Here is a 19,604-nt window from a genome sequence, read left to right as displayed (position 1 = left end):
TTTATAAGTTAATACTAAAATTAAACTGCTTTACCGCCGTTTAATTCATCTTGTAATTTTTTTAATTCATCCATTTTACCATCAGCAGCTAATTGAGCTTGTTGTGCCCAAGTAGTAGGATCTAAATGTTGTACTTTAGCTTCAGCTCCGTCTAAAATTGCATTTACATCAGAAGCAGCAGTAGCAGCTAATTTTGCAAAAGTGTCAATTCCAGCAGCAACTAATACATCAGCAGCTTTAGGTCCAATACCTTCGATAATTTTTAAATCATCACCTTTTGCAGCTTTAGCTTTAGTAGCTTTTGGTGCAGCAGGAGCATCAACTAATTTTTCCGCTTTTGGAGCAGCTTCTTTCTTAGGAGCAGCTTCTTTTTTTACAGAACCAGAAGCAACAATGCTTTCAATGATAATTTGTGTAAAAGATTGACGGTGACCGTTTTTCTTTTTGTATCCTTTTCTTCTTTTCTTTTTGAAGACGATTACTTTGTCACCTTTAAGGTGTTTTAATACTTTGGCTTCAACAGAAGCTCCTTCTATAGCTGGGGCGCCTAATGTTAATGCTCCTCCGTTATCAATTAATAAGACTTTGTCAAAAGAAACTTTTGCGTCTACATCACTTGCTAAACGGTGAACAAATAACCTTTGGTCTTTGCTTACTTTGAACTGTTGCCCTGCTATCTCTACGATTGCGTACATAACAATGTGTTTAGATTATTATTTTTTCAGTTTGCAAATATACAATTATTTATTAATCACACAACATAACTTTTCTTTTTTCTTTAATTTAAATATAAAATAGAAGTTTTTCACTTTTTGTGTAACAATTGATATCTTTCATCGACTAATTATCACCATTTATAATTATAAATTTACGTATGAAAAAAACTTTAATGGCTTTAGGAACAATGGCAATGTTAGGAAGCACAGCAAATGCGCAAAAAGTAGCATTCGAAGAATTTGATTTAGATAACGGATTACACGTTGTTTTACATCAAGACAATTCTGCTCCAGTGATAATTACTTCAGTAATGTATCATGTGGGCGCAAAAGATGAACAACCAAATCGTACTGGTTTTGCTCACTTTTTTGAACATTTATTGTTTGAAGGAACAAAAAATATCGAAAGAGGAGAGTGGTTTAAAATAGTTACAGCAAATGGTGGACAAAATAATGCAAACACTTCTGATGACAGAACGTATTATTATGAAGTTTTTCCATCGAACAATTTAGAATTAGCTATTTGGATGGAATCAGAACGATTAATGCATCCTGTAATCAACCAAATTGGTGTGGATACTCAAAACGAAGTAGTTAAAGAAGAAAAACGTTTAAGAATTGACAACCAACCTTACGGAAATATCTTCAAAGCAATTAAACAAAATTTATTTAAAAACCACCCTTACCGTTGGACAACAATTGGTGAAATGGAACATTTAGATTCTGCAACTTTAGAAGAGTTTCAAGCGTTTAATAAAAAATTCTATGTACCAAATAATGCGGTACTTGTTGTAGCAGGTCAATTTGACAATGCACAAGCTAAAGAATGGATTAAAAAATATTTTGGTGCAATTCCTAAAGGTGCTCCAGTTCAAAGACAAAAATTTGAAGAAGCGCCAATTACTGCTACAATTAATGCAACTTGGGAAGATCCTAATGTACAATTACCAATGACATTAGCAGCTTACAGAACGCCTTCAATGAAAACTAAAGATGCACGTGTTTTAGACATGATTTCTTCTTATTTATCTGATGGTAAAAGTTCTAAATTGTACAAGAAAATGGTGGATGAGAAAAAAGTTGCACTGCAAGTTGGAGCTTTTAGTAATTCTCAAGAAGATTATGGTCAGTACATTATTTACAGTTTGCCATTAGGCGATGTGTCTTCTGAAAGTTTATTAAAAGAAATTGACGAAGAAATTGTAAACATGCAAAACAATTTAATTTCTGAAAATGATTTTCAAAAACTTCAAAATAAATTTGAAAACAATTATGTGAGTTCAAATTCTACAGTGGAAGGAATCGCAGAAAATTTAGCTTCCTTTTATTTATTATATGGGGATATTAATTTAGTAAACACTGAAATTGAAATCTACCGTTCTATCACAAGAGAAGATATTAAAGAAGTTGCAAAAAAATATTTAAATCCAAACCAACGTTTGATTTTGAATTATGGTCCTGCAAAAGAAAAAACAGCTAAATAATTTTTAAAAAAATGAAAAAGTATTTATATATCGCAGCCAGTTTATTACTAACAATAACTATGCAAGCACAAGACAGACCAATGCCTAAACAAGGGCCGGCACCAAGTATTAATATTAAAAAACCAGTTACTTTCGTTTTAGAAAATGGTTTAAAAGTATTAGTGGTTGAAAACAATAAATTACCAAGAGTTTCTTACAACCTTAGTTTAGATAATGCGCCTTTCGCGGAAGGAAACAAAAAAGGAGTTACTGATTTAGTAAGTGCTATGATTGGTAACGCAACTGAAACTATTTCTAAAGAGAAATTTAATGAAGAAATTGACTTTTTAGGAGCTAATATTAACTTTTACGAATCAGGTGCTTCTGCAAATGGTTTGTCTAGATATTCTGCAAGAATTTTAGAATTATTAGCAGACGGAGCTTTAAATCCGTTATTTACTCAAGCTGATTTTGATGCGGAAAGAGCGAAGTTAATCGAAGGTTTGAAATCTGACGAAAAAAGCGCTTCTGCCATTGCAGCAAGAGTTCAAAATGTTTTAACTTACGGAAAAGAGCACTATAACGGTGAGTTTACTTCTGAAGAAACTTTAAAAAATGTGACTTTACAAGATGTAATCAATCATTATAATACATATTTCGTCCCAGCTAATGCTTATTTAGTTATTATTGGAGATGTTAAAACGAAAGATGTTAAGAAAAAAGTAGAGCAATTATTTGGAGCAGATGTTTGGAAAAAAGCAACAGCACCAAATTTAACGTATAATGATCCAAAAGATTTGCAATATTCTCAAATTAATTTTGTTGATGTGCCAAATGCAGTTCAATCTGAAATTGCTTTAATCAACTTGTCAAAATTAAAAATGAATGATAAAGATTATTTCGCTGCTCTTTTAGCTAACCAAATTCTTGGTGGTGGTGGTGAAGGTCGTCTATTCTTAAACTTAAGAGAAAAACACGGTTGGACATATGGTTCGTATTCTAATTTAGGAGCAAGTAAATATGTTTCTAAATTTTCTTCTACAGCTTCTGTAAGAAATGCGGTTACTGATAGTGCAGTTGTTGAAATTTTCAACGAATTGAAAAAAATTAGAACGGATTTAGTTTCTGCTGAAGATTTAAAAAATGCAAAAGCAAAATACATTGGTAACTTCGTAATGCAAATTGAAAAACCAGCAACTATTGCTCGTTATGCCTTAAACATTAAAACCTTAGGTTTGCCAGAAGATTTTTACGAAAATTATGTAAGAAACATCAATGCGGTAACTCCAGAAGATATCAGAAATGCAGCTAACAAATATTTCTTAGCAAATAATACAAGAGTTGTAATTGTTGGTAAAGCTGCAGATGTATTACCAGGATTAGAAGCTATGAGCGCTAAAGAAAAAATGCCAATCTTCTATTTTGATAAATACGGAAACAAAGCAGAAAAACCAGTTGTAAAAAAAGAAATTCCAGCAGGTGTAACCGCTCAAACTGTAATTAAAAAACACATTGATTTAATTGGTGGTGAAAAGGCTTTAAAAGCAGTTAAAACAATGTTGGTGTCTTCAAAAGGAACTATTCAAGGGCAAACTTTAGATATGGTTTCAAAAGTATCTAACAAAGGAATGGCTTCTACTGATGTATCTATGATGGGAATGTCTGTTATGAAACAAGTTATTGGTGATAAAACAGGTTACCAGTCAGCTCAAGGTCAGAAAAAAAATATTGAAGGCGCTGAATTAGCGAAAGAGAAAAAAGAAGCAGTTCCGTTTGTTGAATTAAGTTTATTAACGGATAAAACTTTAGTTTTAAGCGGGATCGAAACAATTAATGGTCAAGATGCTTATGTTATTCAAGTTGGTTCTACTAAGTATTTTTATGATGTAAAAACGGGTTTAAGAGCAGCCTCTGAAAGCGAAGCTGGTGAAGGTGCTCAAAAACGTAAAGTAATGACTTCTTATGCAGATTACGTAGATGTTAAAGGAGTGAAAGTTCCTTATAAAACAACTATGGATGTAGGTATGCCATTAGAATTTATTACACAGGATGTAAAAATTAACGAAGGTGTTACAGATAAAGATTTTGAATAAATTTTTAATTTGATTATTAAAAAAAGGATTGCGAAAGCAATCCTTTTTTTTGTTTTATGTATTTTCTAATTTCTGCTTTGGAATATATTAATGAATGACTTTTTTAGTGATAACCACATCGTTATCAAGTTTGACTTTAACAATTAACATGTCTGTTGTAGCTTTTAATTCAGATAAAATGATTTCTTGTTGGTTGATGTTTTTTCTATCCAAAACTGTTTTTCCTAAAACATCATAGACACTGATTTCTTGAATCGATTCACCTAACGATTTTACATTGATGTGATTGTTCACAAAAATTGTTACTTGATCCGCGTACACATTGTCATTTGTAGATAATGTTTGATTTGTAAAACGTAATATAAATCTATCTAAAATTTCACCTTGATTTGCTGTGAATGTATAAGGAACAGTTCTTAAGTTGTGAATTAAATTTAATAGTTTGTCTTCCAAAAATATATTTTGATTACTCAGTAACCCGTCTATTCCTTTAATGAAGATGGTAAAACTACCGGAAGTTGGAACTTTAACCGCTAAAGGTATCAGGTCATTCTGATCAAACGGTACGCTTCTTCCTTGTATGGTGTTTCTGTCATAACCGTCTAATAAAGAATAGATATTGAAACTAGCTTTTAAATCAGCTTGAGCATCATACATTTGGTCTTTTTGATTGGTTGCCCCATTAACATAAGCTACAAGCATGGAACAACTCGATCTAGAAGATACTAAATCTAACCAAATTCTTCCCTCAGGAAAAGTGTCCATATTGGTGTTTTCGGTTCTGTAAAACTGATCATTTCGGTAGCCACTGCTTCGCATAGAATTGTTAAACGATGCAGTCATAGAAGATGAGGCGCTTAAAGGGTTCATTAATACTATAAATCCTTGTCCGGCTGCAATGTAACCATCAAACCCTAATGGAGAAGAAGGTCCAGAAAGATTATACGTCAAATAATCAGTCGGATCATAATTGTATGCATAGTTATTGTAGAAAGGGTCTAAAGTATTTGTATTTGGCGTAATTCCATGTCTCCAAATATTTATAAAACCTGAAATTTTGGTGGCGTTTGCTGTTAAAAATGCATTGGCAGATATAGAAGATGGATATGGGTTTCCTAATAAATTCCAATTGTCATCATCTTGAGTAGCATTTGTTTGTGAATATGGAGAAGGATAAGTCCCAACAGTATTATAAGTTCCTCTTGAAATAGGAGTGGTTATGTTTCCATTATTTGGTACGCCAATAAATGTTGAGGTGAAATTCGCAGGTGAATTCATAGCCGCATTATTAAGTCCTCTTTCAATATATCCTTTTCCAAGTACCATTGTTTCTGTTGTGTTTACCCAATTTCCAAATTCACCAATACCGTTTCCAGGAATCGTCGGAACCCATTTATATAAATTAGCATTGTTTGAATAAGTTGAAATATTTGTAGAACTAAATCCAGCAACTGGACTCGACCAATATACATAATCAGTAGTATCAACAAAGGCTGTTCTTTCCATAGAAATATTTCCGGTATTACTTACATTGTTTATTTGAATTAGATTTCCATTGTTTTTAATTTCGAAAGTACCACTAGCATTCACGTTTATAATATCTGTTACGACTAATGTGCCGTTAGAGGCTATTTCCAAATTCCCGTTACTTGGGATATTTACTGCATATGCATAGGCAACTGAAGGACCAGAAATTATTGGGCTGAATCCAATATTACTTATTGTTACACATTCTGTTGCGGTTGGTACGCCATTTGGTGTCCAATTTGAAGCTAAAAACCAGTCAGAACTTAATCCATTCCAAGTTTTACCTGAAGATGTGAAATTAACATTAACACTTGAACTCGAAATACAACCGCTACTATTGGTAACTGTGAAAGAATAACTTCCTGGAGCTAATCCACTAACTGTATAGCTACTTCCACTTCCTGAAATAGCTCCTGGATTTATGGTCCAATTACTTGATGGTAAGTTGTTTAATTGTACGCTTCCATTTGGTATTGCACAAGTTGGCTGAGTAATTGTACCTATTGTAATAGTGCTTGGTTTCGGACTTACAACAATTGAAATGGTTTCATAATTGTTGTATGTATTTCCACTGTAAGTTGTTGAACAAGTAAGTGTAGCGTTATAAGCACCCACTATTGCATTTGGTATAGTAGGATTTTGTACAGATGAAGTACTGTTTCCCCCTCCAGGCGCCACTATTGCCCAGCTATATGTAACTGTAGTTCCAAATGTGCCAGCATAACTTCCTAAAAGATTAATTGTACCACCTTCACATACAGGTGTGTTTGATTTTGGTATTGCATTTAACGTACCATCTCCAACCATAACTTCATCAAAAGTCAGTGCGGTTGTTCTACCTCCATTGCAATAGGTGTAAACGGAGGAACCAATATGAATATCTTGATTGTGATTACAATCTCCAATGAGTCCGAAATAATCTGGGTTTGTAATGGTGTCAGAGGTTACAGAAAGTACTGCATTATTTGGTAACATTAAATCAGTCTTATTGATAAATGTTATGGTGCCTAAATAGGGTGTGACAGTTATCAATTGCGTATTAAAAATATAATCTGTTCCATTGGATCCGGTATTGATTCCTGAAAGGGTTAAATTTCCGTCAATGGTAATGGAACTTATTATTCCAGTGTTTATTCCTGCATTTCCGATTGTGATAGAATGTCTTCCAAGAATGGTAACGACACCTGTTCCTGTTGGATTTTGCCCGGGATAGGTTGTGGCGGCTATCCAACTACTACCATTGTAGTATTGCCAACTGCTTAAAGTTGTCCATGGGCCGCCAGGATTGACAGACCTATAGTCGCCAATAGTTTGGCCAGAAATTTGAAATGAAAACAATAAAAATAATATCCAGAATAACTTAAAAAGTTTTGTTCTGTTGTTAATTTTATTAAATAGGTTGTGATTGTGGAGGGGCTTTCCTGAAGTCGAGTAAATTTTACACATAACAATTTCATTTAGCTATTACAAAGATAGCTCATAATCTGTTGCTAGTTTAAAATATGCTTATCTTTTAGTCATGTAAATCAGGCAGTTAGTCGAAAAGTTATAGATGAATTGAAATAAAATGAGCCCAATATTATTTCGGGCTCTCTGTTTTATTTAAATATGAATTTGTTTCCTTTTTTGGGAGTTTTAAGAACTATTCTATTTGTTTTTAATTATAGTTGTTTTTTATGTACTCTATATGAGATTGAAGTTTTTCATTTATATATTCTTCACTTTTATAGTGATAGATATGAATTTTATTTTCAAGATTTTTTAATATTTCATTTTTAATGTTTTTTGATTTTTCGTTTTCATTTAATGATTTGTATAAATCTATAAAATCAAGACTATAAAAATTTAGTGGTGAAATATTGTTGTTATATTTGGTTAAGCAATTATTCAAAGTAATTAATGTTTTACTATTTGATTTGTTGTCTAAATAATATTTAGATAATCTTAAATAAATTGTTCTTATTTGGTCTACTAATTCTTTTTCTTCTACAGGTAATAAATTTGTGTTTTTTAGCTCAATTTTATCTAAAAATTGTTCAATTAATTCAGGTTTTTTTATGTAGCCTATACTGTTTTCTGTTTGTTGATAATCGGAAGTCATTTTATATACTAATCCTTCGTATTGTAAATAGTTGTCTAAGCCTAAGTAATTATCCTCATTATTATAGTCAGTAAAATATATAGGTCTTTCCCAATTATTTTTTGCAATAATGTCCATCAGTAATAAATGATTTCTGTATAATGCTTCATTTTTAAAATTCCATGTAATTTTATTGTTCTTATGTTTAAATGAAAAATTATTCGAAATTAATGTTAAGTAGGTTCCGGATTCTGTTTCTATGTTGTTTTTTGAAATAATATCTTTTATTTGAACTATGTCAATCAATTTATTGTTTTTTAAGTTGAATAGAACTACTTGAGATAATTTACTCTTAATAAATTCTTCATCGAAAGAATATTTGGCAAGATTGTTATAAACTCCGTTTTTTATCATTATACAGTATCTTGGGTCATTTAACAAACTGGTATTAATTATGAGTATGTCTTTTCTGTAATTATTTTTTAATTGATAAAATAATATCGGAAATGTGTCATTATCTCCAGCTGTAAAAAGGATTGCATTTTTTTCGCAAGAATCTAACATCAGTTTAGAATATAAATTTATATTTTCTGAATAAAGACTGTGATGTAATAAATATTTTGAAGCAATTTCTTCATTTTGATAAATTAATAAATTGAGATAAAGTGAAACAATCTCGTTTTGGTATTTAATGTTAATTGAACCAGAAATTGCGTTATAATTTGGAGATTTTTGCGATAAGATTCTATGATAGTTTATTGCTTTTTCGGAATATTCTAAAAACTTTTCTAATTGATTTTTAGTCATCGAATTTTTAATAAACTGTAAATTGTAATTTAAATCTTTTAAGTAAAATTCATAATTGTAATTAATTAAATTTGAAGCTAATTGCGAATAGGAATAACCCAAAGTGTATATTTCATTATCGTTTAATTCGGGCTTTTTTTCAAGTAATTTGATGTTGTCATAGAAGCAACCATCATAGCCGAAGTAAGGAAAAATATCGTAATTTAATTCGGGATATGTGTTTAATAGTTGTTTTTTTATTTCAGCTTCATTTTCTTCTTTTTCATGATCTGTGTTAAATTCAGAAACTGAAATTGCGACAGGTTTTGTTGGAAGATTTAATTCTTCATATTCATTTTTAATTTTATTCCAATAAAGTTGTTGAATTGTATCGTGTCTATTTATTGTTTTTACAAACCATCCAGATTCTCTTTTTTCTAAAATTACTTCATTTTCTTTATCTAGTTCAGTTATGTCATATTCTAGAAATAGTTTATTAATAACTTCTCTGTATTTTGGAAATGCAACTTGAGCATTAGAGAAATTTGTAATAAATAATATTAGTACTAATGTTTTTTTTAAATTCATAATCATGTTTTTTTAATAGTCTACTTTCTATTCGTAATATAAACTCCAAATAAAATAATTACAGTTCCTGCTATTTGTAATAAAGTAACGCCTTCATTAAAAATCATACTCCAAATAGTAGCTACTATAGGTATTAAGTAAGTTACATTAGAAGCGAAAATAGGTGACGACATTTGTATTAATCTGTAAAAATAAATATTGGCTATTCCCGTGCCAACAATTCCTAAAATCCCAACATAAACTAAGGGATGAATGTTATCTGTAAAACCTAATCCATCAGATATTGGATGAATGGTTTGGAAATCAAATCCGTTATAAAGTAAAATTACTAAAGCTGGAATCAGTAAAAATGCAAAATTTCCTACCGTAATGGAAAGTGGTGAAACATCAGATAAATATTTTTTTACCAAATTAATATTTGCAGCATAACACCAAGATGCTATAATTACTAAAAGTGCAAACCAATAATTTTTGGATGGATTGCCTGAAGCGCCAGCATAAACTAGTACTAAGCAACCTATAATTCCAATCATTAAGCCGAGAATTTGTTTTCTGCTAAATGTTAATCCGAAAAATAAACTTCCGATTATTAAAGTGTTTAAAGGGGTAAACGAATTTAATGTAGAACTAATTGAGCTACTAATTTCAGTTTGTGCTAATGCAAATAAGAAAATAGGGAAGAAGTTGCCGAGTAATCCGGCTAAGAAAATGTATTTAAATTTTGTACTCGGTATTTTAAAAAATTCTTTACCGAAAAATACGCCTAAAAAAAGTGAAGTGAAGAGTATGCGGTAAGCGCCTAATTGATAGGCGTTCATTCCGCCATCTAAACCTTTTTTCATTAATATAAATGAACTTCCCCAAACTACTGCTAATACTAGCAGGATAAACCATTTTGAATTTTTGTTTTCCATAAATGCGTATAAAAAAATAAGGCTGTCAAATTTGACAGCCTTAAAGGTATAGATATTTTTAAGATATATTATCCTAAAGCAGCTCTTTTGAATCCTGTTACAGTTAAACCTGAATCTACAGATTTAATGTAAGCAGCTACACTCATTGAACTATCTTTAATGTAATCTTGGTTTACTAAAGTGTTATCTTTAAAGAAACGTCCTAATTTACCTTTCGCGATGTTTTCAATCATAGCTTCTGGTTTACCTTCAGTACGTAACATATCTTTTGCGATTTCGATTTCTTTTTCGATAGTTGCAGCATCAACACCAGCTTCGTCTAAAGCGATTGGCGCCATTGCAGCAGCTTGCATTGCAACGTTTCTAGCAGCTTCAGCACCACCTTCAACATTTGCAGATAAAGCTACTAAAGTAGCGATACCATTTCCAGCGTGAATGTAAGAATTAACAAAAGCACCTTCTAATCTTTCGAAAGAACCAATTTCAATTTTTTCTCCAATTACACCAGTTTGCTCAATTAATTTTTCAGCAACAGTGATTCCACCGAAGTCAGCAGCTAAGAAAGCGTCTTTATCAGAAAAATTTAATGCTAAGTTTGCGAAATCATTTGCTAATTTTACGAAACCTTCGTTTTTACCTACGAAATCAGTTTCACAATTTAAAGAAACAACAACACCAGCAGTATTATCACCATTAACAACAGCAATAACAGCACCTTCTGTAGATTCTCTGTCAGAACGGTTAGCAGCAACTTTTTGACCTTTTTTTCTTAAAATTTCAATTGCTAATTCAAAATCACCTTCAGCTTCAACTAAAGCTTTTTTGCAATCCATCATACCAGCACCAGTTGTAGTTCTTAATTTGTTAACTTCAGCAGCAGTTATATTTGACATTTTATTTTATTTTAGATTATTAATGTAAAAAAAGAAATTCCAATCGTAAAAATCCAAATTCCAGTTTTATATAATTTACAACAAATAGTTAATAAATTAATTTGGAATTTGGAATTTTACTTTCGGAATTTATATTATTTATGCTTCAGAAGAAGTTTCTTCAGCTTCAGCTACTGGAGCTTCAGTTGTAGAATCTGTAGTTTCTTCTTTGTCTGATTTTCTCTCAGATAAACCTTCTGTAATAGAAGCAGTTACTAAAGATAAAATTTTATCGATTGATTTAGAAGCATCATCGTTAGCTGGGATAACGTACTCAACCAAACGAGGGTCAGAGTTTGTATCAACCATTGCGAATACTGGAATGTTTAACTTTTTTGCTTCTTTTACCGCGATATGTTCAGCTTTAATATCTACTACGAATAATGCAGCAGGAATTCTTGACATGTCAGCAATCGAACCTAAGTTCTTGTCTAATTTTGCTCTTAAACGATCAACTTGTAAACGTTCTTTTTTAGAAAGCGTCATGAAAGTACCGTCTTTTTTCATTCTGTCAATAGAAGCCATTTTTTTAATAGCTTTTCTGATAGTGATGAAGTTTGTTAACATACCACCTGGCCATCTTTCAGTGATGTAAGGCATGTTACAAGCAGCAGCTTTTTCAGCAACGATATCTTTTGCTTGTTTTTTGGTAGCTACGAAAAGTATTTTTCTACCAGATGCAGCAATTTTTTTCAAAGCGTCATTCGCTTCTTCAATTTTTGCAGCAGTTTTATATAGGTTAATGATATGAATACCATTACGTTCCATATAAATGTAAGGAGCCATGTTTGGATCCCACTTACGAGTCATGTGTCCAAAATGAACACCAGCCTCTAATAACTCTTTAACGTCAATTTTGTTTGCCATTTTGTAATAGTTTACGTTCCGTGTTCTAGCAATCTTTAAGTAGTAACTTGCGTATGTCTTAAAAATTTAGATGCTAAACTAATTTCTTTTTCAATAAAAAGAAATATCGACAACTTGTTTTTAAATTCTAATTTTGTTGTAAAAATGTATCTGAAAAATAATACAGGAATAAATCCAATATTAACGTTTCGAGAATTGGAATCTCTTACGTGCTTTCTTCTGACCGAATTTTTTACGTTCTACCATTCTTGGATCTCTTGTTAGTAATCCTTCTGGTTTTAAAACCAATCTGTTTTCTGCTTCTACTTCACACATTGCTCTTGCAATAGCCATTCTTACAGCTTCTGCTTGACCAGTTGCTCCACCACCATAAACATTAATTTTAACGTCGAAATTGTTTTCGTTGTTAGTTAATGTTAAAGCTTGTTTCACTTTGTACTGCAATGTAGCAGTTGGAAAGTAAACAGCAAACTCTCTTTTGTTAACTGTAATGTTACCAGTTCCTTCTGAAACATAAACACGTGCAACTGCACATTTTCTTCTTCCGATTTTGTGAATTACTCCCATTACTTAAGATCGTTTAGGTTAACAGTTTTAGGAGTTTGTGCTGCATGTTTATGAGCATCTCCTACGTTAACATTTAAATTACGGAATAATTGAGCCCCTAATTTGTTTTTAGGCAACATTCCTTTAACTGCTTTTTCTACTAATAATGCAGGATTTTTTTCCTTCATTACTTTTGCAGTTAGACTTCTTTGTCCTCCTGGATAACCTGTGTGGCGGATGTAAGTTTTCTCATCCATTTTGTTTCCAGTAAGATTGATTTTTTCTGCGTTAATAACAATCACGTTATCTCCACAGTCAACATGCGGCGTATAACTTGGCTTGTACTTACCTCTTAATAGCATAGCTACTTTAGAAGCAAAACGACCTAAGTTATGACCTTCAGCATCTACAACAATCCACTGCTTGTCTGCAGTAGCCTTGTTTGCCGAAATTGTCTTGTAGCTTAATGTGTTCACAATACTAATTTTTAATTAAACATTCCATTCCTATTCCCGAACTTCGGGTTTAGGGGTGCAAAAGTACAATTAATTATTAAAATTACAAACTCTAACCTAAATTTCTTTTGTATTGATTTTGAACTCATTGAATTACTTTCCAAATTTATATTCGTTTTTATAGGTTTTTTATAGTCTATTTTTATATTTTTGAATCTGATATACTTCTAAAAATGAAAGCAAAAGCCACTTTAAAAGAATTAGCGAAAGAATTAGGCGTTTCTACTTCAACAGTTTCAAAAGCGTTAAGTAATAGTCCAGAAATTAGCGAGCAAACTAAAATTAAAATAAAGGAATTTGCACTTCTTAAAAATTATAAGCCCAATAGTATTGCTAAAAATTTAAAAAATCAACGTTCTTATACGATTGGTGTCGTTTTGCCAAACATATTAAACCCTTTTTTTGCTAAAGTTTTTTCAGGTATCGAATTGTATGCGAATGAAAAAGGCTATAATTTGATTACTTGTACTTCTAACGAATCTTTGGAAAAAGAAAAACAAATGATTGAAATGTTAGACAATGGTGCGATTGATGGTTTTATTTTGGCTTTGGCCGAAGAAACACAAAAAGAAAATAATTTTACACATATATATGATGTATTACGTCACGGAACACCTATTGTTTTGTTTGATAGAATTGCTGAAGAATTAAAATGCGATAAAGTAATTGTGGATGATTTTGATTCTGCAGTGAATGCGACTCAGTATTTAATTGATACGAATTGTAAAAAAATCGCTTTATTTTCTACTATAAATAACTTAAGTGTTGGCGATTTAAGAGAAAACGGTTACAAAGAAGCTTTGCGAAAAAACAATATCAAATTTGAGGAAAGTTTAGCTTTGTTAACGGATTCAGATGAAGGTTTCGATGAAAAAATGGGTACACTTATTTTAGAAAAAAAACCAGATGCTATTTTTGCTATTGACGAATATGCCGTTGTTACTGCGATGAAATTTTGTTTGAAAAATGGATTACACGTTCCTGATGATGTATCAATAATTGGTTTTGCCGATGGTTTATGGTCGCGCCGAATGACGCCAAGTTTATCAACAATTAGTCAGCACGCGCCAGAAATCGGACAAAAAACAGCTGAATTAATCATCAAGCGCATTGAAGAAATTCCGGATTCTGAATCAGAAAAAATATTTGAAACCGCAGTAATTAAAACGGAATTAAGAAAAAGAGATTCGGTTAGAAAATTATCTTAAACACATAGTCACATAGAAAGAAAATAAACTATGTAACTATGTTTAATAAACTATAAATCCCAACTATTTAATTGCTGAATCGCGTGATAAGCAGTTAAATCAAAATGAACAGGAACAATGGAGATGTAATCGTTGGCTAAAGCCCATTCGTCTGTGTCTTCGCCATGGTCGTGGTTTACAAATTTCCCAGTTAACCAATAGTATTCTTTTCCCATTGGATTCGTGCGCTTGTCAAATTCTTCTTCCCAAGCCGCTTTCGCTTGACGACAAATTTTGATTCCTTTTATGTTATCCGTTTTCGGAAAATTTACATTTAATATCACGCCTTCTGGCAGTCCTTTTTCTAAAACTTCTAACGCAATTTTTTTGATGAAAGGTTTAATGTATTCAAAATTCGCATCCCAACTATAATCACATAATGAAAATCCGATAGACGGAATGCCTTCTATTCCACCTTCAACTGCAGCACTCATCGTACCTGAATAAATCACATTTATAGAGGAATTCGAACCATGATTTACACCCGAAACACATAAGTCTGGTCTGGTTTTCATGACTTCGTGTACGCCCATTTTCACACAATCGACAGGTGTTCCTGAACAACTATAAGCGTTTTCAGTTCCTAAAAATCCAGGTATATGTTTTAATTCTAATGTGCTATTTATAGTTATAGCGTGACCCATTCCGCTTTGCGCGCTATCTGGAGCAATAATATAAATTTCACCTAATTCGTGCATGACTTCTGTTAAGGCTTTTATTCCAGGAGCGGCGATACCGTCGTCATTGGTAATTAGAATTTTTTTCATTTGGTTGAAGTGTTAAATTATTTGCTAAATTATCATATTTTATGATTTTATTGTAGATAAAAATATTAAATTTGTTTTCATTATTTTAAATGATGATGTGATTGCACTTTTGGCACGATTTTAGAAATTAGAAATGAAAAATATAATAGAATTTATGAAAAGAAATTATAGAGTTTTACTGGTTGTAGGAATATTAGCTGCAGGATTGTGGAGTTTTATTCCGTCTAAGAAGGCATCTGGTGACGATAAAGATAAAATGTTAATTGAACTTTTGTCTTTTGTGTTAGAAAAAGGGCATTTTTCGCCTATTGAATTGAACGATAATTTCTCTAAAAAAGCGTACGCATCTTATATTGAATCGTTAGATCCAACAAAAAGATATTTCATTCAATCTGACATTAATGAATTTCAAAAATATGAAAATTCAATTGATGATATGATTAGAAGTAAAGATTTGTCTTTTTTCGATTTAACATACAAAAGATTAATGCAAAGAATGAAAGAGTCTAAAGATATTTATACCAATATTCTTTCGAAACCATTAAACTTAAATGATGAGGAAACCATTAGTGTGGATTATGAAAAATTGCCTTACGCTTCTTCAAAAGCTGATTTAAATGCAAGATGGAGAAAGCAATTGGAGTTTGCGATTTTGAGTGATATTACGGATAAAGAAGAAATTCAAGAAGCATTAAAAACAAAAAATACAGACGGAACTATTGGGGAAACTGTTGTTATAAAAGAAGAAAAAGAAACTGTTAAATCAGAACCAAAATCTTTTGAAGAATTAGAAAAAACGGCAAGAAAAAACACAGAAAGTAACCTAAATAATAATTTCAGTTTCATTGCAGAATTAACTCGTGAGGATTGGTTTTCAATTTATATTAATGCGATTGTAACCCAATATGATCCACATACCTATTATTTTTCTCCTGAAGATAAAGAGAAATTTGATGTAAGTATGAGTGGAAAATTCGAAGGAATTGGTGCTCGTTTACAAAAGAAAAATGAAGGAATTGAAGTTTCTGAATTAATCAGTGGTGGACCAGCTTGGAGAGGAAAATTACTAGAACAAGGAGATGTAATCATAAAAGTTGGTCAAGGTAACGAAGAACCAATTGATATTTCTGGAATGCGTTTAGACGATGTAATCAAAAAAATTAAAGGACCAAAAGGTACTTTAGTAAAACTTACTGTTAAAAAAGTGGACGGTAGTGTGAAAGTAATTCCAATTATGCGTGATGAAGTGGAAACAGAAGAAACTTTCGCAAAATCAACAGTAGTTAATAAAGATGGAAAATTGTTTGGTGTAATCTACTTGCCTAAATTCTACCAATCCTTTGATAACAAATCGGAAAGAGATGCTTTTAAAGATGTTGCTCAAGAAGTAGAAAGATTAAAAGCCTTGAATGTTTCTGGAATTGTGATGGATTTACGTGATAATGGCGGTGGTTCTTTAGAAACAGTAGTGAAAATGACAGGTTTGTTTATTGATAAAGGTCCAGTGGTGCAAGTGAAACCCGCAAATGGAAAAGCGCAAGTTCTTCCAGATACAGATCCAAAAGTACAATGGGATGGTCCGTTAGTAGTAATGATTAATAATTATTCGGCTTCAGCTTCAGAAATTTTTGCAGCTGCAATTCAAGATTATAAAAGAGGAATTATCATCGGAAGTAAGCAGTCTTACGGAAAAGGAACCGTTCAAAATGTATTTGAATTAAACGAATTTGTTCGCGGTAATCAATATGGAGATTTAGGAGCTTTAAAAACAACTACTCAAAAATTTTACAGAGTTAACGGAGGTTCAACTCAATTAGAAGGTGTAAAAAGTGATATTGTTATGCCGGATCGTTTTAGTTTTATGGAAACTGGGGAAAAAGATGAAAAAAGCGCTTTGCCTTGGGATAAAATTGAACCAGCAATTTATACACCATTAAATGTAAGTTTTGATAAAGTAATTGCAAACAGTAAAAACAGGATTGCTTCAAATGAAAGTTTCAATTTAATTACTGAAAATGCAAAATGGATTAACAACAGAAAAGAAGACAATACAATTAGTTTAAATTATACGGCTTACAAAAAAGAGTTAGCCGAAATTGAAACTCAAACTAAGAAATTTAAAGACATTGAAAAGTTTAAAAACAACTTAACATTTACTTCTTTACCATACGAATTAGAAATAATGGCTAAAGATGAATTACTAAAAGAAAAACGTGACAGATGGCACGCTGAATTAGTAAAAGACGTGTACATGACTGAAACATTAAATGTATTAAATGATTTGACTTCTAAAGATGTAAATACAACTTTAGTGAAAGGTAAAAAAGCTAAGAAAACTAAAGAGAAAAAATTAGCTTCAAAATAAATCAAGTAATTAGATATAAAAAATGCCATTCAATTTGAATGGCATTTTTGTTTTTATATGTTGGTAACTGCTTATCTTATTTTGTCTAATTTAATTTGAGCTTTTTCCAATTTATTTTGTAATTCTGTGCTTTTTTCAAGAAGTTTTTCTATTTTTTCCTGACGTTTGATTTCATCATTAGGAGATAATTTTCCTTTCCTTTTGTCTTTCTCAAACTTAGTTTTTTCGTTATCTAATTTCTCTTTGTTTTTAAGTACATCCTTTTTTAAATCGGCAACTTTATTTCTTGCGTCAGTCAGTTTTTCTCTTTCTTTTTCAATTCTTTTTCGCTCTTTGTCTGCTTCTTTTCTTGCTTTTTCTGAAGCTTTAAGTTCTTTTGCTAAAGCTTCCTTTTCTTTTTCAGCTTCTTTTTTTGCTTTTTCTAAATCTTTTTGTTGCTCTTTAGCTTCTTTTTGAGCATCTTTTGCTGCTTTTTCTTGATTTTTTAAAGCTTCTAATCTTTCTTTTTCAATTTTTGCAAATTCTATTTTTTTAATAGAATCATTTGCTCTGGTAATAGAATCAGTTTTAATTTCTTGCGAATTTACGTTTGTAGCAAACAAACCGAATGCCATTAGCATTAACATTTTTTTCATAATTTCAATTTTTTAGTTCAACATATTTTTGTTTACTTTTACAAAGATAATAAACTTAATTATGCGAAAATTCTTTTTAAATATATTTGTTGTTTTGGCTTTTTCATCTTGTCAAATTAAAAATGAAAGCAAAACAGAAACCACTGATGCAACAACTGTACCAACTTTTGAGGCAACTTCAAATAATACTGATTTTTCGTATTTACCAACTTCAACCACAAATGCTATTTATGAACATAAAGGCTATACGTTTTCATATTCAGAATCGCACGAACAAAGCGAATGGGTGGCCTATGAATTAGAAGACGGAAAATGGAAATATTCTGAATTAGAACGTCCACTTTTTGAACAAGATCCAATAGTTAAAACCGAATCAGCGCATTGGGGAAATTATAAAAAATCAGGGTATACAAAAGGACATTTGTGTCCGGCTGGTGATAGAAAACAAAGTCAAGAGTTGTATGATGAAACCTTTTTTACAAGTAATGCTTCACCACAATTATACGATTTTAATGCTGGAGTTTGGAATCGTTTAGAAAATAAAGTACGTTATTGGGCCGGAAAATATGACGGTATTTATGTTGTAACTGGAGGTGTTTTAACCGATGATTTAAAAACTATCGGTAAAGAAGACGTTTCTGTGCCGAAATACTTCTACAAAGTTTTATTAACGAAAGACAAAACCAGAATGATTGCTTTTTTAGTGCCACACGAAAAGTCTAATAAACCGTTATATGAATTTGTAGTTTCTGTTGACGAATTAGAAAAGAAAACCGGAATTGACTTTTTTCCTAAATTAGACGATGCTACAGAAAATAAATTAGAAGCAAGTAGAGATTATAAAGGTTGGAGTTTTTAGTTTGATTGTTTTATTGAGAAAAAATATTTTTCAGAGTAGTATAATGATTTATCGATTGTTTTTTTGGATTTATAATTTTCTCTGAAAAACTGATTTATTTCTGTTTTTTTGTAATCTCCGTTTAGTTTTGGTTCAGTAATTACATGCACAATTCCATTATTAATAATAAATAAAAGATTTGAGAATTCTTCAATCTTAAAAATATAATATTTTTCTTGAAGTTTTAATTTCATCATAGTCATGATATTACTATCTAATGGATTAAGAGGCTCACAATTATAACCTATTATTTCGTTGTATGAGGATTTAAAGAAAAATGCAGTAGTTATATATTCTTTAGTTGTGTATATGTTATATATGAAAGTATTCGTGTTTTTAAAATCGATTTGAGTTAAAATATTTTTTTTAAGATTAATATTTTTTTTGATTTTAAAAACAGGGATTTCTTTAATTACAAGTGAATCATAATTATATTTTGTGATATAATCACAATTAAATTGTGTTAGGTCATTATCGGTTTTTAAATATTCTAAGGTGTAATTGTATTTTTGTTTTAAATCATTATAAAGCTCTTCAATCTTGTACTTGTTTTTTGAAGTAATAGATATTGTATCAGTTGAATTTTTTTGAGAATAAATAGTATTAATAATTAAACTCAAAAAGATAGTTAAGGCTATTTTCATATTAAACATCTTTATAAGATA

The 19,604-nt window shown here is 31.0% G+C and carries 16 protein-coding genes; 5 read left to right on the top strand and 11 right to left on the bottom strand.

The features are described from left to right. Window positions 1–20: 20 nt before the first annotated feature. Window positions 21–695, bottom strand: coding sequence for a 50S ribosomal protein L21 (gene rplU / locus UEQ13_RS08160; RefSeq protein WP_329805861.1), 675 nt, complete (start codon window positions 693–695; stop codon window positions 21–23). A gap of 179 nt (window positions 696–874) precedes the next feature. Between rplU and UEQ13_RS08155 the strand changes: the two genes are divergently transcribed. After that, window positions 875–2,200 carry a M16 family metallopeptidase gene (locus tag UEQ13_RS08155; protein WP_329805860.1) on the top strand — a complete coding sequence of 442 codons (1,326 nt, stop codon included), beginning with the start codon at window positions 875–877 and terminating at the stop codon, window positions 2,198–2,200. 11 nt (window positions 2,201–2,211) lie between these two features. After that, window positions 2,212–4,272, top strand: coding sequence for an insulinase family protein (locus tag UEQ13_RS08150; protein ID WP_329805859.1), 2,061 nt, complete (start codon window positions 2,212–2,214; stop codon window positions 4,270–4,272). 87 nt (window positions 4,273–4,359) lie between these two features. On the opposite strand, the gene UEQ13_RS08145 is transcribed toward UEQ13_RS08150, so the two are convergent. The 7 genes from UEQ13_RS08145 to rplM all read right to left on the bottom strand — a co-directional run bounded on the left by UEQ13_RS08145 (window position 4,360) and on the right by rplM (window position 12,988). After that, complete coding sequence (locus UEQ13_RS08145; RefSeq protein WP_329805858.1) at window positions 4,360–7,245, bottom strand: T9SS sorting signal type C domain-containing protein; 2,886 nt, start codon at window positions 7,243–7,245, stop codon at window positions 4,360–4,362. A gap of 211 nt (window positions 7,246–7,456) precedes the next feature. Further along, the gene (locus UEQ13_RS08140; protein ID WP_329805857.1) at window positions 7,457–9,253 is read right to left on the bottom strand and encodes a hypothetical protein; all 1,797 of its coding nucleotides are present in this window, start codon (window positions 9,251–9,253) and stop codon (window positions 7,457–7,459) included. 20 nt (window positions 9,254–9,273) lie between these two features. Then, on the bottom strand, window positions 9,274–10,167 hold the full coding sequence (locus tag UEQ13_RS08135) for a DMT family transporter (protein ID WP_329805856.1): 894 nt from the start codon (window positions 10,165–10,167) through the stop codon (window positions 9,274–9,276). A 68-nt stretch (window positions 10,168–10,235) separates the two neighbouring features. Then, window positions 10,236–11,060 (bottom strand): translation elongation factor Ts, encoded by an 825-nt coding sequence (gene tsf / locus UEQ13_RS08130; RefSeq protein ID WP_166129796.1) that lies wholly within the window; start codon window positions 11,058–11,060, stop codon window positions 10,236–10,238. 138 nt (window positions 11,061–11,198) lie between these two features. Further along, complete coding sequence (gene rpsB / locus UEQ13_RS08125) at window positions 11,199–11,966, bottom strand: 30S ribosomal protein S2 (RefSeq protein ID WP_166129794.1); 768 nt, start codon at window positions 11,964–11,966, stop codon at window positions 11,199–11,201. A gap of 180 nt (window positions 11,967–12,146) precedes the next feature. Then, window positions 12,147–12,533: a 30S ribosomal protein S9 gene (rpsI, locus tag UEQ13_RS08120; protein ID WP_091310242.1), complete on the bottom strand. Its 387-nt coding sequence runs from the start codon at window positions 12,531–12,533 to the stop codon at window positions 12,147–12,149. Beyond that, window positions 12,533–12,988, bottom strand: a complete 456-nt coding sequence (gene rplM / locus UEQ13_RS08115) for a 50S ribosomal protein L13 (protein WP_166129790.1) — start codon at window positions 12,986–12,988, stop codon at window positions 12,533–12,535. The genes rpsI and rplM overlap by 1 nt, the downstream gene beginning before the upstream one ends. A 212-nt stretch (window positions 12,989–13,200) precedes the next feature. Between rplM and UEQ13_RS08110 the strand changes: the two genes are divergently transcribed. Beyond that, window positions 13,201–14,235: a LacI family DNA-binding transcriptional regulator gene (locus UEQ13_RS08110; protein ID WP_329805855.1), complete on the top strand. Its 1,035-nt coding sequence runs from the start codon at window positions 13,201–13,203 to the stop codon at window positions 14,233–14,235. Window positions 14,236–14,285: 50 nt separating this feature from the next. On the opposite strand, the gene surE is transcribed toward UEQ13_RS08110, so the two are convergent. Then, window positions 14,286–15,041 carry a 5'/3'-nucleotidase SurE gene (surE, locus tag UEQ13_RS08105; protein ID WP_329805854.1) on the bottom strand — a complete coding sequence of 252 codons (756 nt, stop codon included), beginning with the start codon at window positions 15,039–15,041 and terminating at the stop codon, window positions 14,286–14,288. A gap of 133 nt (window positions 15,042–15,174) precedes the next feature. Between surE and UEQ13_RS08100 the strand changes: the two genes are divergently transcribed. Then, a complete protein-coding gene (locus tag UEQ13_RS08100) occupies window positions 15,175–17,406 on the top strand; it encodes a carboxy terminal-processing peptidase (protein WP_329805853.1) in 2,232 nt (743 codons plus the stop codon). Between the two features lie 71 nt (window positions 17,407–17,477). Here the strand turns inward: UEQ13_RS08100 and UEQ13_RS08095 are convergent, their stop codons facing one another. Continuing rightward, the gene (locus UEQ13_RS08095) at window positions 17,478–18,041 is read right to left on the bottom strand and encodes a hypothetical protein (RefSeq protein WP_329805852.1); all 564 of its coding nucleotides are present in this window, start codon (window positions 18,039–18,041) and stop codon (window positions 17,478–17,480) included. Between the two features lie 61 nt (window positions 18,042–18,102). Here UEQ13_RS08095 and UEQ13_RS08090 point away from each other — a divergent pair, with 61 nt between their 5' ends. Further along, window positions 18,103–18,900 carry a DNA/RNA non-specific endonuclease gene (locus UEQ13_RS08090; RefSeq protein WP_329805851.1) on the top strand — a complete coding sequence of 266 codons (798 nt, stop codon included), beginning with the start codon at window positions 18,103–18,105 and terminating at the stop codon, window positions 18,898–18,900. On the opposite strand, the gene UEQ13_RS08085 is transcribed toward UEQ13_RS08090, so the two are convergent. Next, the gene (locus UEQ13_RS08085) at window positions 18,897–19,583 is read right to left on the bottom strand and encodes a hypothetical protein (RefSeq protein ID WP_329805850.1); all 687 of its coding nucleotides are present in this window, start codon (window positions 19,581–19,583) and stop codon (window positions 18,897–18,899) included. The two genes, UEQ13_RS08090 and UEQ13_RS08085, sit on opposite strands and share 4 nt — an antisense overlap. Window positions 19,584–19,604 lie beyond the last annotated feature (21 nt).

The sequence above is a fragment of the Flavobacterium facile genome, from assembly GCF_036321945.1.
GTDB classification, from domain to species: Bacteria; Bacteroidota; Bacteroidia; order Flavobacteriales; family Flavobacteriaceae; genus Flavobacterium; species Flavobacterium facile.
The sequence above is the reverse complement of the archived record's forward strand: the minus strand, read 5'-3'. Positions and strand labels throughout refer to the sequence as shown.